The organism is Janibacter zhangyanbonis (genome assembly GCF_050507325.1).
Taxonomy (GTDB): Bacteria; Actinomycetota; Actinomycetes; order Actinomycetales; family Dermatophilaceae; genus Janibacter.
Genome location: NZ_CP191481.1, coordinates 2,652,238 through 2,677,513, shown reverse-complemented (window position 1 = coordinate 2,677,513; position 25,276 = coordinate 2,652,238). Strand labels below are relative to the sequence as shown.

Below are 25,276 nucleotides of genomic sequence, written 5' to 3'. Positions count from 1 at the left end.
CTGACGATCGGCGGGTCTAGCGTCATCACCAACAGGTTACGTGACTCATGACGCCAGGAGCAGCAGTGCCAGCCCCCTCCACGACCGCAGCGCGGTCCCCCTTCGCCCTCGGGCTGCTCGTCGCCCTCTTCTCCGCGGCGACCTTCGGCTCGTCGGGGACCTTTGGCGCGGCGCTGCTCGAGGCCGGCTGGACCCCCGGCGCGCTCGTCACCGCCCGCATCACCGGGGCTGCGCTCGTCATGGCCGTGCCCGCCGTCATCGCGATGCGGGGGCACTGGCACCTGCTGCGGCGCAACGTCCCTCGCCTCCTGGCCTACGGCGTCTTCGCGGTCGCGGGCTGCCAGTTCGCCTACTTCATGGCCGTCGACCACCTCTCGGTCGGCGTCGCGCTGCTCCTCGAGTACCTCGCTCCCGTCCTCATCGTCGGCTGGGCCTGGGCCCGCCACGGGCGCCGGCCGAGCCGGCTGACCTCTGCCGGCGTCGGCGCCGCGGTCCTCGGCCTCGTCCTCGTCCTCGACGTCGCCTCCGGCGCCCGCCTCGACGTCGTCGGGGTCCTGTGGGGCCTGCTCGCCGCGGTCGGCCTCGTCGTCTTCTTCCTCGTCGCGGCCGACGAGGACGAGGCGCTGCCGCCGATCAGCTTTGCCGGGGGAGGGCTGGCCGTCGGTGCGGTCGGGCTGCTCGCGGTGGCCGCCGTCGGCTGGCTGCCGATGGCCGCGTCGACGGACCCGGTCGACCTCGCCGGCTGGTCGGCTCCGTGGTGGGTCGCCGTCGTCGAGCTGGCGATCGTCGCGGGTGCGGTGGCCTACGCCTCCGGCATCGCCGCCGCCCGCCTGCTCGGTGGCACCATCGCCTCCTTCGTCGGGCTGAGCGAGGTGCTCTTCGCGATCGTCTTCGCGTGGCTCATCGTCGGCCAGGCGATGTCGCCGGTGCAGGTGCTCGGGGGCGTCGCCGTCCTCGCCGGCGTCGTCATGGTCAAGCTGGGCGAAGGGGAGCGCCCGGGGGCGCCGCTGCCTGCGGACGACGTCGACGCGGCCATCGCGTCGGGCCCGGAGGCCGGTCACGGGACCGACTTGGCCGAGCCGGAGCGGGTCCACTAGTATCTCGGGGTTGCCTCGGCGAGGGACGCTGCACGGTCGCAGCGATCCGTGATCGACGCGGTGCCGTCCTGTGGGCTTGCCCGCGCGTCGACATCCACGTCCGCGCCACGTCCCACGTCGAGGCCACCGCCCCACGAGACACGCCCGCTCCCAGCGCGGGCATTCCCCGACCCTAGGAGCAACACATGTCCAGCGATGAGATCCGTCTGGTCTCCGACAAGCGCACCGAGTTCGGCAAGGGTGCGGCCCGCAAGCTGCGCCGCGCCGACAAGGTCCCCGCGGTCCTCTACGGCCACGGCGAGGCCCCGGTCCACCTGGCCCTGCCCTTCCACGACACCTTCCAGGCGCTGAAGAACCCCAACGCCCTGCTCACCATCGCCGTCGAGGGCGAGGGCGACCAGCTGGCCCTGGCCAAGGACGTCCAGCGCGACCCGATCAAGCCGATCATCGAGCACGTCGACCTCGTCATCGTCAAGCGCGGCGAGAAGGTCACCGTCGAGGTCCCCGTCCACGTCGAGGGTGACGCCGCCCCCGAGACCGTCGTCACGGTCGACAACGCGACCCTCGAGATCGAGGCCGACGTCACCAACCTGCCCGAGGCGCTCGTCGTCTCCGTCGAGGGCCTCGAGGTCGGCACGCAGATCCTCGCCGGCCAGGTCGAGATGCCGTCCGGGGCGACGCTCGCCTCCGACGCCGAGCTGCTCGTCGTCAACATCACCCAGCAGATCTCCGCCGAGGAGCTCGAGGCCGAGCTCGCCGAGGCCGAGGCCGAGGCCGGCATCGAGCACGACGAGTCCGACGCCGAGGCTGCCGAGGGCGACGCCGAGTCCACCGAGGGTGGCGAGGAGTCCTCCGAGCAGGAGTGACCCGCCGGCGCATCGCGCCATCTCGCCGAAGGGGTGGGACCTCCACCACGGAGGTCCCGCCCCTTCGTCGTGCCGGAGTGGGGCTAGCGGCGATCCCACCAGCCCACGGCTTGGATGATCCGCTCGACCAGGGACTTCGACCGGTCGGGCTCCTCGGCGTAGTAGCGCTGCATCGTCGTGCGCGTGGCTTCGTCGAGTGCCGCCTGGACGGCCTTGGCGAGCTCCATCGCCTCGTCGAGGCGCCGGGTCGCCTGTGCGGGGTCCGCAGACCCCCGCGAGCGGGCTTCGTCGACGAGCCGCGCGGCCCGGGAGACGTGCGAGCGGATCTCGGGGGTGGTCCCTCCGGCCCAGGCGCTGAGGCGCCGGTCGACGCCCGCGACGTAGGCGTCGACGGTGCGCGCCCGCCGCTCGAGCCGAATGGTGGCCCGTCGGTCGCCGCTCTCGGCTGGGGTGGTCTCGGCAGAGTCGATCTCCGAGTGCTGCGTCACGTGGATCCCCTTCCGGCGGTGCCCCTCACCGCCCGCGATCACCCTGACACCGGGCGGCCGGGTCGGCAGGACGTGCGGGGCGCGGCTGTGGACGACGAGGTGACGGGTGCTCCCTTCGTCATTGCATAGGGTGGGGCCCCGTGAGTGATGACACCTGGCTCGTGGTCGGTCTCGGCAACCCCGGCCCGCAGTACGCCGGCAACCGGCACAACGTCGGCGCGATGGTCATCGAGCACCTCGCCGAACGCGCCGGAGCGCGACTGCGCAAGCACAAGGCGGGCGCCGCAGCGGAGTCGGTCCGGCTGGGGCCGGTGCCCGGCAACCGCGCGATCATCGCGGTCCCGAGCTCCTACATGAACCTCTCCGGCGGCCCGACCAAGGCGCTCGCCGGCTTCTTCTCCGTCCCGCCGGAGCGCACGGTCGTCGTGCACGACGAGCTCGACATCCCTTTCGGCGAGGTGCGGCTCAAGCTCGGCGGGGGCGAAGGGGGGCACAACGGTCTCCGGTCGATCTCCAGCAGCTTCGGCACCAAGGACTACCTGCGGGTGCGCGTGGGCATCGGGCGTCCGCCGGGTCGCATGGATGCCGCGGACTTCGTGCTCAAGGACTTCTCCTCGACCGAGCGCAAGGAGCTGCCCTTCCTCGTCGACGACGCCGCCGATGCCGTCGAGCTGCTCATCGAGCAGGGACTGACCGACGCGCAGCAGGTCGTGCACGCGCCGCGTCCCTGAGGGCGCGGCCTCAGAAGCCCTGGCCCTCGCTGTTCTTGGAACCGATCTGCTCCGCCGCAGCACGTGCGTGACCGTCGATGTCGATGCGTTCCATCGAGCCACCGCGGCGCGAGATGATCCAGCTGAGGAGCGCAACGACCCCTGCTGTGCCGCCGAGAAACCACCACATGACATCCCCCTCACCCGGCGGAGCATCCACCGTTAGCCCATCCTTCCACGCGACGGGAACCTGACGGGCTGTTGAGGACGTCCCCGCTACGGCACCCCTCACCCGATGATCGGGTGAGGGGTGGGGTGCCGGACTCAGCCGCCCACCAGCCACCACATGGTCAGGCCTGCCCGCGCAGCGCGGCGAGCCGCGCCTCGATCTCGGCGTCCTGGCTGTGGTCCTCGAGCTCGGCGAACTGGTCCTCGAGGGTGGCCGACTGCGCCTCCGCGCGGCCCTGGACGAGGGCCTCCTGCTGGCGGATGCGGTCCTCGAAGCGGCCCAGCTCGCTCGTCGGGTCCATGACGTCGATCGAGCCGACGGCGTCCTGCACGCGGGCCTGGGCCTCCGCGGAGCGGGCCCGGGCGACGAGGGCCGAGCGGCGCGCCTTGAGGTCCTCGAGCTTGGTCTTCATGCTCACCAGACCGGACTTGAGCTGCTCGACCTGCGCGTTCTGCGCCTGGATCACCGGTTCGGCCTCCTTGGCCTCGCCCTCGTGCTGGATCTGGCGTTGCAGCGCGACGCGGGCGAGGTTGGTGAACTTCTCCGCGCCGGCGGTGTCGCCCGCCGCCGTGAGCTCGTCGGCCTTCTTCGCCGCGGCGGCCGCCTTGTTGCCCCACTCGGTGGCGGCGTCGCGGTCCTCCTTGAGGTCGCCCTCGGCCATGCGCACGTGCGCGATCGTCTGGGCGACCGCCTCCTCGGCCTCGGCGATGGAGTTGGTGTAGTCCCGGACGAGCTGGTCGAGCATCTTCTCCGGGTCCTCGGCGCGGTCGAGCAGCGCGTTGATGTTGGCCTTGGCGAGCTGGCTGACGCGGCCGAGGATGGTCTGCTTCTGGGTCATGGTGCTGTCCTCCTGGCGGTGGTCCCGCCGGTCGTGGTGCGAGGTGTGCTGATCACGTGCTGGGTCGGGTGACGAAGGGGGGAGCGCCGGTCAGAAGCGACCACCCCCGCCGAATCCGCCGCCACCGCCGAGGCCTCCGCCTCCGAAGCCCCCGCCGAAGCCACCGCCGGACCCGCCCCAGCCGCCGCCGCGGCCGCTGAAGCCCCCGGAGAGAATGCCGCCGAGGACGAGCGAGCCGACGTCGATGCCGCTGCGGCGACCGCCCATGCCGCCCATGCCGCCGAAGCCGCTGAAGTCGTCGGGTCGCTGGATGCCGCTCAGGGCCCGCTCGGCGAGGACCTCGGCCTCGCCGAGCCGCTCGCCGGCCAGGTCGAGGTCGGTGTCGCGGGCGGCGCGGGCCTCGTCGACGAGGCGGGCAGCCTCACGGATCTGGGTGCGCGGGCCGGAGTCGACCCAGCCACGGGCCCGGTCGATCTCGCGCTCGACGGTCGCGACCCGGGCGCGCACGTGCTCGTGCCGGCGGTCGAACTTCGCGAGCCGGTCGGCGGCGCGGGCGGCGTCCTTGCGGTAGCGGTCGAGGGCCTGGTCGAGGAAGTGCTCCGCGCGCTCGAGGGAGCCGAGCGCCCCGATGACGTCGCCGCCGGCGCGCGCCCGGGTGCCGAGCTCGACGGCCCGGCGGGCCTCGCCCACGGCGGAGACGGTCATCTGGTCGTTGGCGCGCAGCCGCTCGGCGTCCACGAGGTCGGAGCTGATCGACGCCAGGGCGGTGTCGAGCGCGGCCGTCGCGTCGGCGAGGACGGTGCGGGCGGTGAGCACGCTCTCGAGCCGGTCGTCGGCCTGGCCGAGGGCGTCCTCGGCCGCCCGGGCTGCGGCCACCGCGGAGGGGCGGTCGCCGGCGGCGACGTGCCCCTCGCCGGTCGTGACGAACCCCTGCGCCGAGGCGACGAGCCGCACCGCCTGGTCGATGTTGGCCGTGAGGGTCACGAGCGCCTCGCGCGGGTGGGTCGCCGACAGCCCGGCGAGCTCCTGCCGGGCGACCGGCACGCGCGCCTCGACCTCGGTGGCCCGGGTGCGCAGCGACGCGAGGAACTGCGGGACGGTCGCCTCGAGGTCGCGCAGCCGGGAGAACTCCGCCTCCTGCGCGTCGAGCTCCTCGTCCGCGGCGCGGGTCAGCTCGAGGATCTCGGCGAGCCGGGCCCGCTCCTCGGGCTCGCCGAGCCGCCCGGCGCCGCGGGCGAGGTCGAGCTCCTGCTGGATGCGGAAGGCCTCGTTGATCCGACCCCGCGCCGACTCCAGGGCCCGGGTGAACTGCTGGGTCGCCTGCTCGCCGAACTGTGCCTGGGCGAAGGCGAGCTCCTCGCCGGAGGAGCGGATCGCGTTGTCGAGGTCGACGAGGGCACGACCCACGTCCTGCCGCATCTGGTCGGTCGTCACGCCGGCCATGACCGGCTGCGGCGTGCCCTCCGCCGCCCGGGTCTGGCCACCGCGCAGCCGGCTGATCAGCAGGGGCAGGGCGATGCCGCCGACGACGATCAGCCCGAGGACGAGGTAGATCCACGTGCTCGACGACAGCCCGCCGCCACCGGAGCCCAGGCCCTCGGCCGCCGCGGTGACCGCGCCGGCCCAGTCGTCGTCGGCGAGCGCGGGCTCGACGTCCTCGCTCTGCACGCGGGAGATGTCGTCGGGGCCCAGCCCGGAGTCCTCGGTCGTCCACATGCCGTAGCGCCGGTCCTCGACGGCGACGGCGAGGAGCACGTCGTTGCTCCCCATGCCCGAGGTCTCGTAGGTCTGCTGGGTCCACTGCTCGGGGTCGGTCCCGTCGAAGGAGTCGACGTAGACGACGAAGAGCTGCAGGTCGTGGTCGCGCTGGAGCGCGTCGAGGTCGTCCTGCAGGGCGCCGGTGTCGCCGAGGACGCCGGCACGGTCGGTGATCTGCTCCGGCACGTCGAAGGGGGCATCGGCCAGAGCGCTCCCGCCACCGAGCAGCACCAGGCCGATGGCTGCGAGCACCGCCGCGAGCAGCCGTGCCGGGTGGAGTGTGCTGCGGGTCCGCGCCACGTGGCCCCCTGGTCCGTGTCGTGTCGGGCCGCCGACCGGCGGCTGTGGGTCGTACGTTGCCACACCGGACGGACGAAGGGGAGGCCCCTCACCTCGCGGCTGTGGACCGTCGGTGGCATGCGGCAGAATCGAGCCCAGCATGACTTCCTCACTCGCCCCCCTCCTTCGCGCGATCGCCGGCCTGCCCGGGCTCGCGGACATCCCTCGACACCGCGAGAGCAGCGACGTCGTCGACATCGTCGCCCCGACCGGCCTGCGGGCCCCGGTCGTCGCGCTCGCCGGCGGCGACGCCCCCGACGCCCCCGACGCCGCACCCCGGCTCGTCGTCACGTCGACCGCGCGCGAGGCCGACGACATCGCCACGGCCCTCGGCGAGCTCGTCGGGGACGAGCAGGTCGCGACCTTCCCCAGCTGGGAGACGCTGCCGCACGAGCGACTCAGCCCACGCAGCGACACCGTCGGCCGCCGCCTCGCGGTCCTGCGTCGGCTGCGCCACCCCGACCCGACGGGGGAGGGGCACGCCCGGCCCGCCTTCGTCGTCGCCTCGGTGCGCGCCGTCCTCCAGCCGATCGCCAAGGGCCTGGCCGACCTCGAGCCCGTGCGCCTGCGCGTCGGTGACGAGGCCCCGCTCGAGGAGGTCACCGCCGCGCTGGCGGCCGCGGCCTACGTGCGCACCGACCTCGTCGAGCGGCGCGGCGAGTTCGCCGTCCGCGGCGGCATCCTCGACGTCTTCCCGCCGACCGAGGAGCACCCGGTCCGCGTCGAGCTCTTCGGCGACACCGTCGACGAGATCCGCTGGTTCAAGGTCGCCGACCAGCGCAGCCTCGAGCCGGCACCCGAGCTGTGGGCCCCGCCCTGCCGCGAGATCCTGCTCACCGATGCCGTCCGGCGCCGCGCCGCGACCCTCGCCGAGGAGCTGCCGGGCGTCGCCGACATGCTGCTCAAGGTCGCCGAGGGCATCGCCGTCGAGGGCATGGAGTCGCTGGGCCCGGCCCTCGTCGACGGCATGGAGTCGATCCTCGACGTCCTGCCCGACGGCTCGGGCGTCGTGCTGCTCGACCCCGAGCGGGTGCGCGCCCGCGCGCACGACCTCGTCTCGACGAGCGAGGAGTTCCTCCAGGCCAGCTGGGCCAATGCCGCGGCCGGCAATGCCGTCCCGATCGACCTCGAGGGTGTCCTCGGCACCGCCTCCCACTGGACCCTCGCCGAGGCCCGCGAGCACGCGCTCGACCTCGGCCTGCCGTGGTGGACGGTCACCCCCTTCGCCGTGGACGAAGAGCTCGCGGCCATGGACGACCGGGTCGACCACGACCACGTCGGGCTGCGCGCGCCGGCGGAGGAGCCGCCACACTTCCGGGGCAACACCGAGGCGGCCGTCACCCAGATCACCGACTGGACCCGCGACGGCTGGCGCGTGCTCGTCGCGACCGACGGTCCCGGCCTCGTCGCCCGCGTCGCCGAGGTGCTCGGCACGGCCGGGGTGGCCACGCAGACCGCCGGACCCGACGAGCAGATCGAGCTGACCGACGGCGTCGTCGCGCTGACCCGGGCGAGCCTGGGCACCGGATTCGTCGCGCCCGACGCGCGTCTGGCGGTGCTCACCGAGGCCGACCTGCTCGGCACGAGCGGCGCCGGCGCATCCACCCGCGACATGCGGCGGATGCCGTCGCGGCGACGCAAGCAGGTCGACCCCCTCCAGCTGCGGCCCGGCGACCACGTCGTCCACGAGCAGCACGGCGTCGGCTCCTTCGTCGAGATGATCCAGCGCACCGTCCAGGGCGCGACGCGCGAGTACCTCGTCATCGAGTACGCCCCCTCGCGGCGGGGGCACCCGGGTGACCGGCTCTTCGTGCCGACCGACCAGCTCGACCAGGTGACCCGCTACGTCGGCGGCGACGCGCCGCCCCTGAACAAGATGGGCGGTAGCGACTGGCAGAAGACGAAGTCGCGCGCCAAGCGGCACGTCAAGCAGATCGCCGGCGAGCTCATCCGCCTCTACAGCGCCCGCATGGCCACCCCCGGTCATGCTTTCGGCCCCGACACCCCGTGGCAGCGCGAGCTCGAGGACGCCTTCGCCCACATCGAGACGCCCGACCAGCTGAGCACCATCGACGAGGTCAAGGCCGACATGGAGAAGACGGTCCCGATGGACCGCCTCATCTGCGGCGACGTCGGCTACGGCAAGACCGAGATCGCGGTCCGCGCGGCCTTCAAGGCGATCCAGGACGGCAAGCAGGTCGCCGTGCTCGTGCCGACGACCCTGCTCGTCCAGCAGCACCTCAACACCTTCTCCGAGCGCTACGCCGGCTTCCCCGTGACGGTCAAGGCGCTCAGCCGCTTCCAGACCGATGCCCAGGCCAAGGAGGTCATGGAGGGCATGGTCTCCGGCGCGGTCGACCTGGTCATCGGCACCCACCGGCTTCTGGGCACCGAGGTGAAGTTCAAGGACCTCGGGCTCGTGATCATCGACGAGGAGCAGCGCTTCGGTGTCGAGCACAAGGAGCAGCTCAAGGCGATGCGGACCAATGTCGACGTGCTCGCCATGTCGGCCACGCCCATCCCGCGCACCCTCGAGATGGCGGTCACCGGCATCCGCGAGATGTCGACGCTCGCGACCCCGCCGGAGGAGCGGCACCCGGTCCTGACCTTCGTCGGTGCCCACGAGGAGAAGCAGGTGGCCGCCGCCATCCACCGCGAGCTCATGCGCGAGGGGCAGGTCTTCTACGTCCACAACAACGTCGGGACGATCGAGAAGGCCGCCTCCCGCATCCGTGAGCTCGTCCCCGACGCCCGGGTCGAGACCGCCCACGGCAAGATGGGCGAGCACCGTCTCGAGCAGGTCGTCCTCGACTTCTGGGAGCGGCGCTTCGACGTCCTCGTGTGCACGACGATCGTCGAGACCGGCCTGGACATCTCCAACGCCAACACGCTGATCCTCGACCGGGCCGATCGCTTCGGCCTGAGCCAGCTGCACCAGCTGCGTGGTCGCGTCGGGCGAGGTCGGGAGCGGGCCTACGCCTATTTCCTCTACCCGCCGGACAAGCCCCTGACCGAGACCGCCCACGACCGGCTGCAGACGATCGCGAGCAACACCGACCTCGGCGCCGGCATGCAGGTGGCGATGAAGGACCTCGAGATCCGCGGCGCCGGCAACCTGCTCGGCGGCGAGCAGTCCGGTCACATCGCCGGCGTCGGCTTCGACCTCTACGTGCGGATGGTCGGCGAGGCCGTCGCCGACTTCAAGGGCGAAGGGGAGACCGCGCCCGCCGAGGTCAAGATCGAGCTGCCCGTCGACGCGCACCTGCCGCACGACTACGTGCCCGGCGAGCGGCTGCGCCTCGAGGCCTACCGCAAGCTCGCGGCCGCGACGACCGAGGAGGAGATCGGCGACATCATCAGCGAGCTCGTCGACCGCTACGGCGAGCTGCCGCAGCCGGTGCGCAACCTCGTCGAGGTCGCCCGCCTGCGGATCATCGTGCGCTCCGCCGGCCTCACCGACGTCGTCGCCGTGGGCAACAACGTGCGCTTCGCGCCGGTCCAGCTGCGCGAGAGCCAGCAGCTGCGCCTGGGCCGCCTCTACCCGCGGTCGAGCTACAAGGAGGGCACGCAGACGGTGCTCGTCCCCAAGCCGACGACCGCGCGGATCGGGGGCACCCCCCTTCGCGACACGGACGTGCTCACCTGGGCCAGCGACCTGGTCCGTCAGGTCATGCTCGATGATGTCATCGTGGACCCAGGGGCGACGGCGCCCCGAGACACCTCGCGCTCGCGCTGAGGACCGGACGAAAGGACCCCCGTGCTCGGTCACCCCATCCGACGCCCCGCCCGTGCTGCCGCGCTCGCCGCGGTGGCGGCGCTCGCCCTGACGGCCTGCGGATCTGACGACACCGACGCGGCGAAGGGGGGCAGCTCGGCCCGGGCGGCGACCGTCGGCGACGAGGAGATCACCGTCGGCGACGTGCAGCGCAGCACCCGTGAGCTCACGGCCTTCGTCGCCGCGCAGGCCCAGGCCTCCGGCCAGCAGCCGCAGCAGCTCGACGCCTCGACGGTCGTCACCTATCTCGTGCAGACGCCGGCGGTGCTCGCCTACGCCGATGAGGAGGGCCTCGACGTCCCCTCGCAGGGGACCGTGCGCCGGGAGATCGAGTCCTTCGTGCCCAACCCGTCCGACATGACCGTCGACTTCCTGCGGGCCAACGACGTCGCGAGCAAGCTCGACGAGCAGGCGCAGCAGGACCTGAGCCAGCTGCTGCAGGAAGGTGACGTCTCGGTGAGAGCCCGCGCTACGCGAGCGCCGTCGGCAAGGCGCCCGACTGGCTCGAGCAGCTCGAGCCGGAGCAGCAGAGCGGCGCCGGCCAGCCGCAGACGCCCTGACCGTGGGTCGCCTGGTCCTGCTCGCGACGAGCCCTCGGGTCTCGCCGGGGCTGCTCAGCCGTGACGCCTGGCGGGCCCTCGACGAGGCCGACCGCGTCCTCGCGGCCGACTTCGACGAGGCGCTGCCGCTGGCCCTCGTCGACGACGGCGTGCAGCTCGCCGCGGCCGCCGCGACGACGCCGCACGAGCGCGCCCGAGAGCTCGTCGACGCGGCCCGCAGGGGCGTGGTGCTGTGGGTCGGCTCGCCCGACGGTGACCCCGGGCTGAGCGACGCCATCGCCGCGGAGGTCTCCCGGCTCGACGACGCGCCGGAGGTCGAGGTGCTCGTCGGCTCGTGGGACGTCGAGGGCGGCCGGCTGCTCGACGCCGTCGCGGTCATCGACCGGCTGCGCTCGCCGGGCGGGTGCCCGTGGGTGGCGGCGCAGGACCACGCGAGCCTGGCCCCCTTCGTCATGGAGGAGGCGCACGAGGTGACCGAGGCGCTCGAGGCCGTCGTCGCCGACCCCGACGACGTCGAGCGGCGCGAGGAGCTGACCGACGAGCTCGGTGACCTGCTTTTCCAGGTGCTCTTCCACGCCCGGGTGGCCGCCGACCACGCCGGCGCGCCCTTCACCGTCGACGACGTCGCCGCCGCGCTCGTCGACAAGCTCGTGCGCCGCAACCCGCACGTCTTCGGCGACGCGCAGGCCGAGACCCTCGAGGAGATCGAGGCGCAGTGGCAGGCGATCAAGGCGCAGGAGCGCGCGGAGCGCGACGCGGGCTGACCCAACCCTGCAAGACCCTAGGGTTTTGCAGAGTTCGGAGCCCGGAACCCTGCAAAACCCTAGGGTCTTGCAGGGTCTCTAGGCTCGTGCGCATGGACCAGCGGATCAGCTTCGTCACCCTCGCCGTCGCCGACCTCGCGGCGAGCCGCCGCTTCTACCTCGACGGGCTCGGTTGGCGGGCGGACCTCGACGTGCCCGGCGAGGTCCTCATGATCCGCGTCGGCGAGCACCTGATCCTCTCGCTGTGGGACGCCACCGAGTTCGAAGGGGAGGTCGGCCCCCTTCGTGGTGGGGAGGGTCTGGCGCCGATCACCTTGGCGCACAACGTCGCCCGACACGACGACGTCGACGCGATCCTCGAGCTGGCCCGCTCCGCGGGCTCGCCCGAGGTCGCGCCGGCGCAGCAGCGCGACTGGGGCGGGTACACGGGCTACTTCGCCGACCCCGACGGCTTTCGCTGGGAGATCGCGGTCAACCCCGGGCCGATCGGCGAGACGGTGCTGCCGCCGGCCTCCCGCGACGAGGTGCGGCTCACTCCCTTCGACCAGCCGATCGGCCCCGCGGTCGACGGCTGGACCCCGCCGCCTCGACCCGACCTGCCGGCGACCACCGGTCGCTGGTGCACCGTCGAGCCGCTCGCGCCCGAGCACGCCGCCGAGCTGGCGCCGGAGGTCGCCGGGCCCGACCACGACACCTTGTGGGCCTATCTCAAGGAGGAGCGTCCCGACGACGTCGCCGCCTACGTCGCCGGCCGGCTCGCCGGCGACACCGTCGAGGTGCTCGTCCGCGACGGAGACGGGATCGCCTGCGGGGTGATGAGCCTCATGCGCATCGACCGGACCCACGGCGTCGTCGAGATCGGCAACGTCGTGCTCGGCCCGCGACTGCAGCGCACGACCGCCGCGACCGAGGCGATGTCGCTGCTCGCCCGGCACGTCTTCGACCTCGGCTACCGGCGCCTCGAGTGGAAGTGCGACAGCCTCAACGCCCCCTCCCGACGGGCTGCCGAGCGGCTCGGCTTCACCTACGAGGGCACCTTCCGCCGGCACGTCGTGACGAAGGGGAGGTCCCGCGACACCGCGTGGTTCGCCATGACCGTCGACGACTGGCCGCGGGTGCGGGCCGCGCACGATGCCTGGCTGGAGCCGGCCAACTTCGTCGACGGCGTCCAGCAACGACGACTGGCCGACCTGCTCGCGGCCGGCTGACCTCCCTTCGCCCGCGTCCGCGGGGTGGGTCGCAGCACGAAGCGCCGTGGCCGAGCCGTTACGCTCGTGGCGACCTTCCCCGTGTATCGAGCACCACCAAGGAGCCGGCAGTGGCCAGCATCGAAGCAATTGGCGCCCGCGAGATCCTCGACTCCCGCGGCAACCCGACCGTCGAGGTCGAGGTCGCCCTCGACGACGGCACCATCGCCCGCGCCGCGGTGCCGAGCGGGGCGTCGACCGGCGCCTTCGAGGCCGTCGAGCGCCGTGACGGCGACAAGAACCGCTACCTGGGCAAGGGCGTCGAGGACGCGGTCCGCGCGATCGAGGACGATCTGACCCCGCGGCTCGTCGGCTTCGACGCCAGCGAGCAGCGCCTCGTCGACGGCGAGATGCTCGCCATCGACGGCACGGACAACAAGGGCACGATCGGTGCCAACGCGATTCTCGGCGTCTCCCTCGCCGTGGCCAAGGCCGCGGCCGAGTCCGCCGGCCTGCCGCTCTTCCGCTACGTCGGCGGCCCCAACGCCCATGTGCTGCCCGTGCCGATGATGAACATCCTCAACGGCGGCTCCCACGCGGACTCCAACGTCGACATCCAGGAGTTCATGATCGCCCCGATCGGGGCGCCCTCCTTCCGCGAGGCGCTGCGCTGGGGCACCGAGGTCTACCACTCGCTCAAGGCCGTGCTCAAGGACAAGGGCCTGTCGACCGGCCTCGGTGACGAGGGCGGCTTCGCCCCCAACCTCGAGAGCAACCGCGAGGCGCTCGACCTGATCATCACCGCGATCCAGCAGGCCGGCTACGAGCCCGGCACCCAGATCGCGCTCGCGCTCGACGTCGCCGCCAGCGAGTTCTGCGACAAGGGCACCTACACCTTCGAGGGCCAGCAGAAGTCCGCCCAGGACATGGCGGCCTACTACGGCGAGCTCGTCGACGCCTACCCGCTCGTGTCCATCGAGGACCCGCTCGACGAGGACGACTGGGCCGGCTGGCAGGAGCTGACCACGCAGCTCGGCGACAAGGTCCAGCTCGTCGGCGACGACCTCTTCGTCACCAACCCCGAGCGGCTCGCCCGCGGCATCCAGGACGGCGCGGCCAACGCGCTCCTGGTCAAGGTCAACCAGATCGGCTCGCTCACCGAGACGATGGACGCCGTCGCCCTGGCCACCCGCAGCGGCTACACCTCGATGATGAGCCACCGCTCCGGCGAGACCGAGGACGTCACGATCGCCGACCTCGCCGTCGCGACCAACTGCGGCCAGATCAAGACCGGCGCCCCGGCCCGCTCCGAGCGCGTCGCCAAGTACAACCAGCTCCTGCGCATCGAGGAGGAGCTCGACGACGCGGCGGTCTACGCCGGCGCCGGGGCCTTCCCGCGCTTCAAGGGCTGATCACCGACATGGCACGCACGCCGCGCCGTCGCCCCGCACGCTCCGGTGTGCAGGGCGCGGCGCGGCGACCCAGCACGACGCGCCCGGCCGGGCGCGGCGACCGGCGCACGCGCCCCCGCAGCGGCGCCGGCCGCGAGGCGCAGCAGCGCCGCGCGGTCATGTCGACGAAGCGCTGGGTCGTCGTCGGCTCGTTGCTCCTGCTCCTCGGCGTCATGCTCGTGCCGACCGGCAAGTCCTGGTACGACCAGCGTCAGCGCCTCGCGACCCTGCAGGAGCAGGTCGCGGCGCAGGAGGACAACGTCCAGGACCTCGAGCGCCAGCGCGACCTGTGGGAGACCGACGAGTACGTCGAGGCCCAGGCGCGCAAGCGGCTGAAGTTCGTCAAGCCGGGGGAGAGGACCTACACCGTGATCGATCCAGCCGGTGACGACCCCGCGGTCGACCCCGAGACCGGCGCCGTGACGGCGCCGTCCACGCAGCCCTGGTACGAGCAGGTCGCCTCGTCCGTGGCCGCGGCCGACGACCCCACCTCGGCGCAGTGAGCCGCGACGACCTGGGCAACGACCTCGACCGCGTCGACCCGCAGGACCTCGAGACCGTCCACCGCCAGCTCGGCCGCCCCGCGCGCGCCACGGCGGAGGTCGCCCACCGCTGCCCGTGCGGCGGTCCGACGGTGCTGCGCACCGAGCCGCGCCTGCCGGGAGGCACCCCCTTCCCCACGACCTACTACGCGACCTGCCCGCGCCTCACGGGGCCGATCTCGACGCTCGAGTCGAGCGGACTCATGGCGGAGATGTCGCAGCGACTGCTCGAGGACGAGGACCTCGCCGCGCGCTACCGCGCGGCACACGAGGACTACCTCTCACGGCGAGCGGAGCTCGGCGACGTCCCCGAGATCGACGGCATCTCGGCCGGCGGCATGCCGACCCGCGTCAAGTGCCTGCACGTGCTCGTCGCCCACTCACTGGCCGCCGGCCCCGGGGTCAACCCCCTGGGTGACGAGGCCCTCGACCTGCTGCCCGAGTGGTGGCACGCCAGCCCGTGCGTCAGCACGGACGAAGGGAGCGACGCATGAGGGTCGCAGCGATCGACTGCGGGACCAACTCCATCCGCCTGCTCATCGCGGACGCCGCGGAGGCCGCGCCCGAGGACGAGGGGACTCCGGTCCTCACCGAGGTGCTGCGCCGCGCCGAGGTCGTGCGTCTCGGGCAGGGCGTGGACCGCACCGGCCGGCTCGACCCCGAGGCGCTCGAGCGCACCCTCGGGATGTGCCGCGAGTACGCACAGCAGTGCCGCGATCACGGCGTGCCCGCGGGCAAGGTGCGCTTCGTCGCGACCTCGGCCTCGCGCGACGCGGACAACTCCCACGACTTCGTCGCCGGGGTCCGTGAGGCCTTCGGCGAGCTCGACGTCATGCCCGAGGTCATCACGGGTGCGGAGGAGGCCTCGCTGAGCTTCGCCGGCGCCACCTCCGGGCTGGCCGAGGCCGGATTCGAGGGGCCGTATCTCGTCGCCGACATCGGCGGCGGCTCGACCGAGATCGTCCGCGGCACCCACGACGTCATCGCCGGCGCCTCGCTCGACATCGGTTCCGTGCGGCTGACCGAGCGGCACCACCGCACCGACCCCCCGACCCAGGAGGTCATCGACGCGGCGCGCTACGACATCGCCGAGGCGCTCGACGTCGCGGAGGCCGAGGTGGGTCTCGGCGGCGTGATGACCGTGGTCGGGCTCGCGGGCTCCGTAACGACCGTCGCGGCCCTGGCGCTCGGTCTGACCTCCTACGACCGCGAGGCGATCCACCTGGCGCGGATCCCCGTCGACGAGGTGATGGTCGCCTGCGAGCGGCTGATCCTCAGCACCCGCGCCGAGCGTGCGGCCCAGCCCTTCATGCACCCGGGGCGGGTCGACGTCATCGGCGCCGGCGCCCTCATCTGGTGGGAGGTCCTCGAGCGGGCCCGCGGCGCCAACGGCCCTGACCTCGTCGTCACCGTCTCCGAGCACGACATCCTCGACGGCATCGCGATGTCGGTCGTGCAGCGGCAGGCCGTCGAGGACGAGCCGGAGATCGCGTAGCATCCGAGCGTCTCGCCCCCGTGGCCCAACTGGTAGAGGCGCGCCACTTAAAATGGCGATCGGTGCGGGTTCGAGTCCCGCCGGGGGTACGAGGGGGCACGCTCACCGAGCCGGCCCGCCGGGGAACCGCACGACGAAGCTTGCGCCGCCGTGGGCGTTGTGCCCCTCGAGCAGTCGCACGTCGCCGCCCCCACTCATCGCCACGCGCCGGGCGAGGGCCAGCCCCAGCCCCGATCCGCCGTCGCCGCTCCAGCCGGGCTCGAAGAGCGTGTCGGCCCACGCGTCCGGGATCCCCGGCCCGTGATCGCTGACGACGAGGTCGACGCTGCGCTCGTGCACGCGCGCGGTCAGGGTGACGTCGGGGCTGACACGCAGCGCGTTGTCGAGCAGCGGGGCGAGCGCCCGCGTCACGATCTCGCGCGGCGCGCGCACGACCACCGAAGGGGGGAGATCCACCGTGACGTCCCCGGCCGGCAGCGGCATCGTCTCGACCGCGGCGGCGAGGTCCTCGAGCCGGGTGCGGTCCGCGCGGGTGCGGCCCGCGCCACTGCGGGTGACCTCGAGCAGGACGGCGATCGTCGTCGTCATCGCCTCGCTCGTGGTTCGGATGCTGTCGACGTCCTGTCGGGCCTCGTCGTCGAGGTCGGAGCGCATCGCGAGCAGGTCGGCGGTTCCGCGGATCGTCGTGAGCGGCGTGCGCAGCTCGTGCGCCAGCTCGGAGGTGAGGCGCTGCTCGGCCCGGATCGCCGCCGCGACCTTGTCGAGGAGTCCGTCGAGGGTACGACCGAGGGCCGTGATCTCGTTGGTCGGCGCCCCGAGCGCGAAGCGCCGCTCCAGGTCGTGCTCGCTCCACTCGCTCGCGGTCTCGGCCATCTCCTCGACCGGTCGGAGCACACGTCCACTGATCCACCAGGCCGACCCGGCAGCCATGAGCAGGAGCAGGGCGGCAGCGGCGACGGAGACGACGAGGGCGACGTCCTCGCCCCGCTCGTAGGGCGTGGTGGCCTCGCTGAGCACGACGACGCCGCGGGCTCCCGACGCGGTGGTGAAGGGCGTGCCCATCACCGCGTAGCGTTCCCCATCCGACTCGACGATCCGGCGCTGCGACGTCGTCGACAGCTCGGCGAAGGTCGAGCGCATCGCCGGCGGGACGCTCCCGGCGATGCCCCGACCGTGACGGTCGTAGACGACAACGCCGGGGTCGAGGTCGGCCTCCGGCACGGCCGGGGTCGAGCCCGCAGTGCCCGTGTCGATCGAGGAGATCGTGGCCGTCGTCCGCTCGTCGAGCGCGGAGTGCGTCGCGTCGCGGGCGGCTCCGGCGAGGGAGACCTGGACGATCGCCACGAGGAGCGCCCCGATGAGGACCGCCAGGGCGGTGACGAGGAGGACGAGCTGGGCCCGCAGGCTCAGCCGGTCGCGCCACCGACGCCAGGAGAGGGCGGCCACCTAGTCGGCCTTCTGCGTCGTGGTGAATCCCACGCCGCGCACGGTCTCGATGCGCGTGGGGGAGTCGATCGACTCGAGCTTGCTGCGCAGCCGGCGGATGAAGGAGTCGACGGTGTTGTCCGTGACGATCGCGCCGTCGGGCCAGGCCGCGGCGACGACGCTGCGTCGACGCACGACCTCGCCGGGACGGGCGGTGATCGCGGCGAGCATCCGGTACTCCGTCGGGCTGAGCCGCACCTCGCCGGAACCGGTGCGGATCGAGTGGGTCAGCGGGTCCAGCCGCAGGCCCGGCGCGCTCGCGCCCCCGGCCGGTGCGCGTCGGACGAGGACGTCCAGCCGGGCGAGCAGCACCTTGAGGTCGAAGGGCTTGGTGACGTAGTCGTCGGCCCCGGTGGCGAACCCGGCGAGGTGCTCGTGCGGTGCGTCGAGCGCCGTGAGGAAGAGGACGGGGGCGTGCTGGCCGGCGGACTTCAGCGCCTGGACGACGTCGCGGCCGTCGGCGTCGGGCAGGCCGATGTCCATGACGATGACGTCGACCGCGTGGTCCGGGCTGAAGCGCTGCACCGCCTCGCGACCGTCGTGGGCGGTGATCACCTCGTGCCCGGCACCGCGCACGGCGCGCGCGACGATGGTGCGGATCGACTGCTGGTCCTCGCAGACCCCGATGGTGGCCATGTGCCCTCCTCCCGTCGAACCGACGCTGTCAGCGTGCGACCGGGTCGGGCGCGACCCGCTCGTCCAGTATCGACTCCTCGCGCCCCTCGCGGGCTGCGGCGCGGCGGCGCCGCAGCAGCGCGATCGCCGCGGGCACGAGCGAGAGGGCGACGATGCCGATCGTCACGACGTCGACGTGGTGGGCGACGAGCGGGACCCCGCCGAGGAAGAAGCCGGCGAGCAGCATCGCCGTGACCCACAGCAGCCCACCTACGACGTTGTAGCCGGTGAACCGGCGACGCGGCATCTCGACGGCGCCGGCGACGACAGGGGTGAAGGTGCGGGCCAGCGGGACGAACCGGGCGAGGATGACCGCCTTGTGCCCGTGCCGCTCGAAGAACTCCTGCGCAGCCGCGACGTGCCGGCTCGAGATCCACCGCGACCGACCGGGGCGGAAGAGGCCCCGTCCCAGCCGGCCGCCGATGAGGTAGGCGACCTGGTCGCCCAGCGCGCCGGCGACCCATGTCGCCGCGATGACCAGGCCGAGGGGGAGCGGCAGCACGTGCGAGGCGATGAGCAGGCCCGCGGTGAAGAGCAGCGAGTCTCCGGGGAGGAAGAAGCCGACGAGCAGCCCGGTCTCCGTGAAGATCACGAGCGTCAGCACGAGGAGGGCGAGCGGCCCCTGGCCGGACAGGAGGGGAAGGAGCAGGGTCGAGGTCATGTCACTGAACCTAGGTCCGCGCGCCTGCCGACAACCTGACCAACCGGGAACCGCTCGCCCACGCGCACCCGTGTCAGAAGCGGCGCTGCTGCAGGTCGGTGACGAACCCGGCGAGCTGCTGCTCCTGCTGCGTCGCGGGCGCCGGTGCGACCGATCCGTGGTCGATCGCGTAGCTCGTGAGCACCTCGTCGAGCTTCGTGTCGAGCGTCGTCCACGTGGCCCTGTCGACCGCCTGCAGGGACGTCGCGTCGGCGTCCCACCGGTCGCGCAGCCGCTGCACGCTCGCGTGCGAGGCAGCGCTGTCGCCCGCGCGGTCCTGGGCGATCGCGGTGCGTGCCAGGTGCAGGTACCCGGCGACTGCCGAGTGTGCCTGGGCGGGGGTGAAGGCGGGGCGGGCGCAGGCCGGCATGGTCTCGCTGGCCCCGCTCGGGTCGCACGTCTGGTGCGGCTGCCGGTGGGCCCACGTCATGACCCCGGCGGCCACGAGCGTGACCGCGACGAAGCCGGCGAGGCCGAGCCGCTCCCTTCGCCCCGTCGTCGGCACGTGGTGCCGGCCGGTCCGCTCGGTGACGTCGCGGCGGCTCACGGTCAGGTAGGCGACCGTCGCGAGGATCGCGGCGAGGAAAATCAGGCTCGTCACGAAGGTCCCGAGCCCCAGACCCGTGGGGTCGCCGGGGTTGGCCGCGGTGCGCGGCAGGGCGAGCCAGTCGCCGATGTTGGCCCCAAGCGGCCGCGTGAGGACGTAGGCCAGCCAGAAGGAGAGCACGGGGTTGGCGCCGGCGCGCCAGAGACCGGCGATCGCGGCGATGAGGGCGAGGGGGAGGAGGACGGCGTGGCCGGGCGACCAGTTCGTCAGCTGGAGGGTCCAGTCACCCGCCGCGGTGCCCAGGGCGAAGGTCACGAGCACGGTGAGCCAGTAGAAGCCCTCGCGGGACGTCGTCGTGATGCCGTGGATCGACAGCGTGCGCTCGCGAAGCCACCACACGCCGAAGACCGCCGCGAGCAGTCCGGCGAAGACGCTCGTGCTCACCCACAGCGGCACGCCGAGCCGGTCGGTGCCCATGTCCGTGTAGAGGGTGCCGGCGACGCTCACGACGACGACGGTCAACCAGTAGGCGAAGGGACGGTAGCGCCGCGTGCGCATCTGCACGGTGAGCACGACGGCGAAGACCGCCGTGAAGAGGATCATCGTGTTGGTCAGGCCGAAGCCGAGCGTCTCGTTGACGTAGTCGGCGAAGCTTTCGCCGACCGTGGTGCACAGGATCTTGATGATCCAGAACCACGCGGTCACCTCCGGGACCTTGTTGAGCATGCTCCGGCCGGGGCCGGCGAGGGACTGGGAATCGGTGATGGGGTCAGCGGCTGTTCGCATGGGCGTCACGGTGGGCTCTCGCGCCTGCACCGCACCTGACCGCCTGCGACCTTTGGCGCTGGTGAGGGTAGCCTTACTTCATGGCTTCCTCCGATCGACCCACGCGGCCGCCCCGCCCCCAGCACGACCTCACGGTCGTCTCGACCGAGCAGGTGGGCCCGCACCTCGTGCGCGTCGTGCTCACGGGTGAGTCGCTCGCGGACTTCGGCGCGGCGGAGCACACCGATGCCTACGTCAAGCTGCGCTTCACCGACGCCGACGGCGACCCGATCACCCGCACCTACACCGTGCGCGCGGTCGACCGCGAGGCGCGCCTGCTGACCATCGACTTCGTGACGCACGGCGACGTCGGCTACGCCGGTCCCTGGGCCCAGCAGGCGAAGGGGGGAGACCGCATCGTCCTCATGGGGCCGGGCAGCGGCTACTCCCCCGACCCGGAGGCCGGCTGGCACCTGCTCGCCGGTGACCTCTCGGCGGTGCCGGCCATCGCGGCCTCGCTCGAGGCGATGCCCGCCGGCGCGAGCGGCGTCGCCCTGCTCGAGGTGGAGGACCCGGGGGACGTCATCCCCCTTCGCGCTCCGGAGCACGTCGACGTGCAGTGGCTCGTCAACCCGGCCACCGACGACGTCGACTTCCTGGCCCGCGCGGTCGACGGCGTCGACTGGCGCGACGGCGTCCAGGTCTTCGCCCACGGGGAGCGCGAGTCGATCAAGGCGGTGCGCCGGGTCCTCAAGGACCGGGGCGTGCCCCGCGAGGCGATCTCGATCTCGGGCTACTGGGCGCGCGGTCGCACCGAGGATGCGTTCCAGGCGGAGAAGCGGACGCCGGTCGGGCAGATCGACTGATCGGCGGGGGCGGGGACCGCGGTGTCGGGTGCTGGTGATCCGTGCCACGATGCGGACATGCAGATCGCAGACAACATCTCCGACCTGATCGGCAACACCCCGCTGGTCAGGCTCACCTCCGTCGCCCCCGAGGGGTCCGGGCTGGTCGCGGCCAAGGTCGAGTACCTCAACCCCGGCGGCAGCATCAAGGACCGCATCGCGCGCAAGCTCATCGACGCGGCCGAGGCCTCCGGTGAGCTCAAGCCCGGCGGGACCATCGTCGAGCCGACCTCCGGCAACACCGGCGTGGGGCTGGCGCTCGTCGCGCAGGAGCGTGGTTACCGCTGCATCTTCGTCTGCCCCGACAAGGTCGGCAAGGACAAGATCGACGTGCTGCGCGCCTACGGCGCCGAGGTGCAGATCGTGCCGACCTCCGTCGCGCCCGACCACCCCGACAGCTACTACTCGGTGAGCGACCGGCTGACCGCGGAGATCGACGGTGCGTGGAAGCCCAACCAGTTCTTCAACCTCAACGGCCCGCAGGCGCACTACGAGAGCACCGGCCCGGAGATCTGGGAGCAGACCGACGGTCAGATCACCCACCTCGTCGCCGGCATCGGCACCGGCGGCACGATCACCGGCACCGGCCGCTACCTCAAGGAGATCAGCGAGGGACGGGTCAAGATCATCGGCGCCGACCCCGAGGGCTCGGTCTACTCCGGCGGCACCGGCCGCCCCTACCTCGTCGAGGGCGTCGGCGAGGACATGTGGCCCGGCGCCTACGACCCCTCCGTGCCCGACGAGGTCATCGCGGTCGACGACGCCGAAGCCTTCGCCATGACCCGCCGCCTGGCTCGCGAGGAGGGGCTGCTCGTCGGTGGCTCCAGCGGCATGGCGGTCGTCGCCGCGCTGCGCGTCGCCGAGCGCGAGGGCCCCGACGCCAAGATCGTCGTCCTGCTGCCCGACGGTGGTCGCGGCTACCTGGCCAAGATCTTCGACGACGACTGGATGGCCTCCTACGGATTCCTGCCCGGCGACGAAGGGAGTGACGCCACCGTCGGCGAGGTGCTCCGTGGCAAGGGCGGCGAGCTGCCCGACCTCGTCCACACCCACCCCAACGAGACGATCCGCGAGGCCATCGACATCCTGCGCGAGTACGGCGTCTCGCAGATGCCCGTCGTCGGCGCCGAGCCGCCGGTCGTCATCGGCGAGGTCGCCGGGGCGGTCACCGAGCGCGACCTGCTCACCGCGGTCTTCGAGGGGCACGCCTCGCTCGCCGACCCGGTGAGCGCGCACATGGGCGCCAAGCTGCCGCAGATCGGTGCCGCCGAGCCCGTCTCGGCCGCGACCGAGGCGCTCGAGCAGGCCGACGCGCTGCTCGTCGTCGAGGGCGGCAAGCCCCTCGGCGTCATCACCCGGCAGGACCTGCTGGGCCACCTGTCCCACCGAGCGAAGGGCTGACCATGTCCGAGCGCAAGAGCGCGGCCGACGCGCACGCGACCCAGGGATTCGCCACCCGGGCGATCCATGCCGGCTACGAGCCCGACCCGCTGACGGGCGCGGTCAACGTCCCGATCTACGCCAGCTCGACCTTCGCCCAGGACGGCGTCGGCGGCATGCGCGGCGGCTTCGAGTACGCGCGCACCGGCAACCCGACCCGGCAGGCCCTCGAGGCCAATGCCGCGTCCATCGAGTCCGGCACCTTCGGTCGTGCCTTCGCCTCCGGCATGGCCGCGACCGACGCGATCCTGCGGGCCTCCCTTCGTCCCGGGGACCACCTCGTCATCCCCGACGACGCCTACGGCGGCACCTTCCGGCTCATCGACAAGGTCTTCTCCCAGTGGGGGATCGAGCACACGCCGGCGCCGGTCGGTGACGTCGACGCGATCCGCGCGGCGATGCGCCCGACGACGAAGCTCGTGTGGCTCGAGACGCCGACCAACCCGCTGCTCAACATCGGCGACATCGAGGCCGTCGCCGAGGTCGCCCACGCGGGCGGTGCGCGGCTGGTCGTCGACAACACCTTCGCCAGCCCCTACCTGCAGCAGCCGCTCTCGCGGGGTGCCGACGTGGTGCTCCACTCGAGCACGAAGTACCTCGGCGGCCACAGCGATGTCGTCGGTGGCCTGCTCGTCACCGACGACGAGCAGATCGACGCCGACGTCGCCTTCCTGCAGAACGGCTCCGGCGGCGTCCCCGGACCCTTCGACGCCTACCTGACGATGCGCGGGATCAAGACGCTCGGCGTGCGGATGGACCGGCACTGCGACAACGCCGAGGCGGTCGTCGACCTGCTGTCGACGCGCTCGGAGATCACCTCGATCCTCTACCCGGGGCTGCCCGAGCACCCGGGCCACGAGGTCGCGGCCCGTCAGATGTCCCGCTTCGGCGGGATGATCTCGGTGCGCATGGCCGGTGGGCGCGAGGCCGCGCAGCAGCTGTGCGCGCGGACCGAGATCTTCACCCTCGCCGAGTCGCTCGGCGGCATCGAGTCGCTCATCGAGCACCCGGGGGCTATGACCCACGCGTCGACCGCCGGCTCGATGCTCGAGGTGCCCGACGACCTGGTGCGTCTGTCCGTCGGCATCGAGGACGTCTCCGACCTGCTCGCCGACCTCGAGCAGGCGCTCGACGGCCTGGGCTGACCCGCCCCACACCCTCAGGTGGTCGTCTGGTGCTGCATCCCGACCGGCATGCAGCACCAGGCGACCGCCTGACGGGTTCGCTGCAGGGGTGCGCTTCCGGGCGCATCGCTTGCGATCCGGCAACGGCCTGTGGATCCGGGAACACCAGCCTCATGTCGACCGCTTAGTCTGGTGACACCTCAGCGGCCGACGTGCCGTGCCAGCCCCATCAGGAGCAGACGATGAGCAACCCGATCCTCGGCCGGGTCGAGCAGGACGCCCAGCGCGGCTACGCCGGCTTCCGTGACACGGGGCAGGCGCCCCAGCAGCAGTACGGCCAGCAGGCCTACGGCAACCAGGGCTACGCGTCCCAGCAGGGCCAGCCCTACGGCCAGCCCCAGCAGTACGGCCAGCCGCAGCAGTACGGCCAGCCGCAGCCCGGCTTCGGCCAGCCCGACACCGGCCAGGGCATGGGCGGCTGGGGTGGCGGCGGTCGCTCGCTGACCCTCGACGACGTCCTCGTGCGCACCGGTGTGCTCTTCGGAGTGCTCATCGCCGTGGCTGCTGCCGCGTGGGTCGCGGCCAGCCAGGTCCCGGCCCTGGGTACCGCGGCCTGGGGAGTCGGTCTCGTCGGCACCCTCGGCATGGGCCTGTTCATCATGTTCCGCCGCAAGCCGCTCAGTGCGCCCCTGGCGGTCGTCTACGCGGTCTTCGAAGGCCTCTTCGTCGGAGCGATCAGCCAGAGCTACGCGGTCGTCTTCGACCCGCCGGGCACCCCGATCTTCGAGGGCATCGTCGTCCAGGCCGTCCTGGCGACCCTGTGCGTCTTCGGTGCGATGCTCGCGCTCTACACGACCGGGATCATCAAGGTGACCCAGAAGTTCCGCGCGATCGTCTCGATGGCGCTCGTCGGCTACTTCGTCTTCGCGATGATCAACCTCGGATACATGCTCTTCTTCGGCGGCGGCCCCTTCGGCTTCGGCGGCAGCGGCGTGATCGGCATCGGGATCTCGCTCTTCGCCACGGGTCTGGCCGCGGTCACCCTGGCCCTCGACTTCGACAACATCGAGACCGCGATCCGCACGGGTGCTCCGCAGAGCTACGGCTGGCACCTGGCGATCGGCCTCGTCGTCACCCTCGTGTGGCTCTACCTCGAGATCCTGCGCCTCCTGGGGCGCCTGCGCTCGGAGTGACCGACGACGTCGCGACCGAGCTCGGCCGCGTGGTCCGCAGGTGGCAGCAGCTGCCGCTGGACCGCGCGGCCGAGCGCGTTGCGGGCGTGCACGAGCTCATGGCCGAGCTGGCAGGGGAGCCGCTGCCCGACCTCGGCCCGGCCGTGGTCATGGACCAGCTACGGGTGGTCGTCTTCGACGTCTGCCGGGCCGAAGGGGAGTCCGCTGACCTCGCGCAGCGGCTCGCCTCCCTTCGCCTGACCTGGGCCTGACCCGCGCCCACACCTCCGCATTTCCTCAAGGAAATGCGAACGTCAGGGGCCCGGTCCGCGCATTGCCGTTCGGCAATGCAGCCCACACCTCC

24 protein-coding genes and 1 tRNA gene are annotated in these 25,276 nt (G+C 72.6%); 17 read left to right on the top strand and 8 right to left on the bottom strand.

Annotation, left to right across the window (positions count from 1 at the left end):
• Window positions 1-65 precede the first annotated feature (65 nt).
• Together ACQBJO_RS13100 and ACQBJO_RS13095 are read left to right on the top strand one after the other, a co-directional pair.
• Window positions 66-1,097 (top strand): EamA family transporter, encoded by a 1,032-nt coding sequence (locus tag ACQBJO_RS13100; protein ID WP_421008656.1) that lies wholly within the window; start codon window positions 66-68, stop codon window positions 1,095-1,097.
• 185 nt (window positions 1,098-1,282) lie between these two features.
• Complete coding sequence (locus tag ACQBJO_RS13095) at window positions 1,283-1,963, top strand: 50S ribosomal protein L25/general stress protein Ctc (RefSeq protein WP_421008655.1); 681 nt, start codon at window positions 1,283-1,285, stop codon at window positions 1,961-1,963.
• A gap of 83 nt (window positions 1,964-2,046) precedes the next feature.
• Here ACQBJO_RS13095 and ACQBJO_RS13090 read toward each other — a convergent pair whose 3' ends face one another.
• Window positions 2,047-2,451: a hypothetical protein gene (locus tag ACQBJO_RS13090; protein WP_421008654.1), complete on the bottom strand. Its 405-nt coding sequence runs from the start codon at window positions 2,449-2,451 to the stop codon at window positions 2,047-2,049.
• A gap of 140 nt (window positions 2,452-2,591) precedes the next feature.
• Between ACQBJO_RS13090 and pth the strand changes: the two genes are divergently transcribed.
• The gene (gene pth / locus ACQBJO_RS13085; RefSeq protein WP_421008653.1) at window positions 2,592-3,182 is read left to right on the top strand and encodes an aminoacyl-tRNA hydrolase; all 591 of its coding nucleotides are present in this window, start codon (window positions 2,592-2,594) and stop codon (window positions 3,180-3,182) included.
• A 10-nt stretch (window positions 3,183-3,192) separates the two neighbouring features.
• Here the strand turns inward: pth and ACQBJO_RS13080 are convergent, their stop codons facing one another.
• From ACQBJO_RS13080 to ACQBJO_RS13070, 3 genes are all read right to left on the bottom strand, one after another.
• Entirely contained in the window at window positions 3,193-3,381 is a 189-nt protein-coding gene (locus ACQBJO_RS13080; RefSeq protein ID WP_421008652.1) for a hypothetical protein, read from the bottom strand.
• A 130-nt stretch (window positions 3,382-3,511) separates the two neighbouring features.
• Window positions 3,512-4,228 (bottom strand): PspA/IM30 family protein, encoded by a 717-nt coding sequence (locus tag ACQBJO_RS13075; RefSeq protein ID WP_421008651.1) that lies wholly within the window; start codon window positions 4,226-4,228, stop codon window positions 3,512-3,514.
• A gap of 90 nt (window positions 4,229-4,318) precedes the next feature.
• On the bottom strand, window positions 4,319-6,286 hold the full coding sequence (locus tag ACQBJO_RS13070; protein ID WP_421008650.1) for a TPM domain-containing protein: 1,968 nt from the start codon (window positions 6,284-6,286) through the stop codon (window positions 4,319-4,321).
• A gap of 139 nt (window positions 6,287-6,425) precedes the next feature.
• On the opposite strand from ACQBJO_RS13070, the gene mfd reads away from it, so the two are divergent.
• The 9 genes from mfd to ACQBJO_RS13025 all read left to right on the top strand — a co-directional run bounded on the left by mfd (window position 6,426) and on the right by ACQBJO_RS13025 (window position 16,188).
• Window positions 6,426-10,061 (top strand): transcription-repair coupling factor, encoded by a 3,636-nt coding sequence (mfd, locus tag ACQBJO_RS13065; protein WP_421008649.1) that lies wholly within the window; start codon window positions 6,426-6,428, stop codon window positions 10,059-10,061.
• 21 nt (window positions 10,062-10,082) lie between these two features.
• Complete coding sequence (locus ACQBJO_RS13060) at window positions 10,083-10,724, top strand: SurA N-terminal domain-containing protein (protein ID WP_430407111.1); 642 nt, start codon at window positions 10,083-10,085, stop codon at window positions 10,722-10,724.
• Window positions 10,663-11,424, top strand: coding sequence for a MazG nucleotide pyrophosphohydrolase domain-containing protein (locus ACQBJO_RS13055; RefSeq protein ID WP_421008647.1), 762 nt, complete (start codon window positions 10,663-10,665; stop codon window positions 11,422-11,424). The genes ACQBJO_RS13060 and ACQBJO_RS13055 overlap by 62 nt, the downstream gene beginning before the upstream one ends.
• Window positions 11,425-11,516: 92 nt before the next feature.
• Window positions 11,517-12,632: a GNAT family N-acetyltransferase gene (locus ACQBJO_RS13050; protein ID WP_421008646.1), complete on the top strand. Its 1,116-nt coding sequence runs from the start codon at window positions 11,517-11,519 to the stop codon at window positions 12,630-12,632.
• Window positions 12,633-12,742: 110 nt separating this feature from the next.
• Window positions 12,743-14,023 (top strand): phosphopyruvate hydratase, encoded by a 1,281-nt coding sequence (gene eno, locus ACQBJO_RS13045; RefSeq protein WP_421008645.1) that lies wholly within the window; start codon window positions 12,743-12,745, stop codon window positions 14,021-14,023.
• 8 nt (window positions 14,024-14,031) lie between these two features.
• Window positions 14,032-14,565 (top strand): FtsB family cell division protein, encoded by a 534-nt coding sequence (locus ACQBJO_RS13040; RefSeq protein WP_421008644.1) that lies wholly within the window; start codon window positions 14,032-14,034, stop codon window positions 14,563-14,565.
• Window positions 14,562-15,098, top strand: coding sequence for a DUF501 domain-containing protein (locus ACQBJO_RS13035; protein ID WP_421008643.1), 537 nt, complete (start codon window positions 14,562-14,564; stop codon window positions 15,096-15,098). The genes ACQBJO_RS13040 and ACQBJO_RS13035 overlap by 4 nt, the downstream gene beginning before the upstream one ends.
• Window positions 15,095-16,099 carry an exopolyphosphatase gene (locus tag ACQBJO_RS13030; RefSeq protein WP_421008642.1) on the top strand — a complete coding sequence of 335 codons (1,005 nt, stop codon included), beginning with the start codon at window positions 15,095-15,097 and terminating at the stop codon, window positions 16,097-16,099. Before ACQBJO_RS13035 ends, ACQBJO_RS13030 begins: the two co-directional genes overlap by 4 nt.
• Window positions 16,100-16,113: 14 nt before the next feature.
• A tRNA-Leu gene (locus ACQBJO_RS13025) sits at window positions 16,114-16,188 on the top strand.
• 13 nt (window positions 16,189-16,201) lie between these two features.
• On the opposite strand, the gene ACQBJO_RS13020 is transcribed toward ACQBJO_RS13025, so the two are convergent.
• From ACQBJO_RS13020 to ACQBJO_RS13005, 4 genes are all read right to left on the bottom strand, one after another.
• Entirely contained in the window at window positions 16,202-17,545 is a 1,344-nt protein-coding gene (locus tag ACQBJO_RS13020) for a sensor histidine kinase (RefSeq protein ID WP_421008641.1), read from the bottom strand.
• Window positions 17,546-18,220 (bottom strand): response regulator transcription factor, encoded by a 675-nt coding sequence (locus ACQBJO_RS13015; RefSeq protein ID WP_421008640.1) that lies wholly within the window; start codon window positions 18,218-18,220, stop codon window positions 17,546-17,548.
• A gap of 28 nt (window positions 18,221-18,248) precedes the next feature.
• Window positions 18,249-18,920: a DedA family protein gene (locus ACQBJO_RS13010; RefSeq protein WP_421008639.1), complete on the bottom strand. Its 672-nt coding sequence runs from the start codon at window positions 18,918-18,920 to the stop codon at window positions 18,249-18,251.
• 73 nt (window positions 18,921-18,993) lie between these two features.
• Window positions 18,994-20,292, bottom strand: a complete 1,299-nt coding sequence (locus ACQBJO_RS13005; protein ID WP_421008638.1) for a COG4705 family protein — start codon at window positions 20,290-20,292, stop codon at window positions 18,994-18,996.
• Window positions 20,293-20,372: 80 nt separating this feature from the next.
• Between ACQBJO_RS13005 and ACQBJO_RS13000 the strand changes: the two genes are divergently transcribed.
• The 5 genes from ACQBJO_RS13000 (at window position 20,373) to ACQBJO_RS12980 (ending at window position 25,184) form a co-directional block, all read left to right on the top strand.
• Window positions 20,373-21,137 carry a siderophore-interacting protein gene (locus ACQBJO_RS13000; protein ID WP_421008637.1) on the top strand — a complete coding sequence of 255 codons (765 nt, stop codon included), beginning with the start codon at window positions 20,373-20,375 and terminating at the stop codon, window positions 21,135-21,137.
• A 57-nt stretch (window positions 21,138-21,194) separates the two neighbouring features.
• Complete coding sequence (locus ACQBJO_RS12995; RefSeq protein WP_421008636.1) at window positions 21,195-22,577, top strand: cystathionine beta-synthase; 1,383 nt, start codon at window positions 21,195-21,197, stop codon at window positions 22,575-22,577.
• Window positions 22,578-22,579: 2 nt separating this feature from the next.
• Window positions 22,580-23,761 carry a cystathionine gamma-synthase gene (locus ACQBJO_RS12990; protein WP_421008635.1) on the top strand — a complete coding sequence of 394 codons (1,182 nt, stop codon included), beginning with the start codon at window positions 22,580-22,582 and terminating at the stop codon, window positions 23,759-23,761.
• 221 nt (window positions 23,762-23,982) lie between these two features.
• Entirely contained in the window at window positions 23,983-24,933 is a 951-nt protein-coding gene (locus ACQBJO_RS12985) for a Bax inhibitor-1/YccA family protein (RefSeq protein WP_421008634.1), read from the top strand.
• Window positions 24,930-25,184 (top strand): hypothetical protein, encoded by a 255-nt coding sequence (locus ACQBJO_RS12980; protein WP_421008633.1) that lies wholly within the window; start codon window positions 24,930-24,932, stop codon window positions 25,182-25,184. Before ACQBJO_RS12985 ends, ACQBJO_RS12980 begins: the two co-directional genes overlap by 4 nt.
• The last annotated feature ends 92 nt before the right edge of the window (window positions 25,185-25,276 follow it).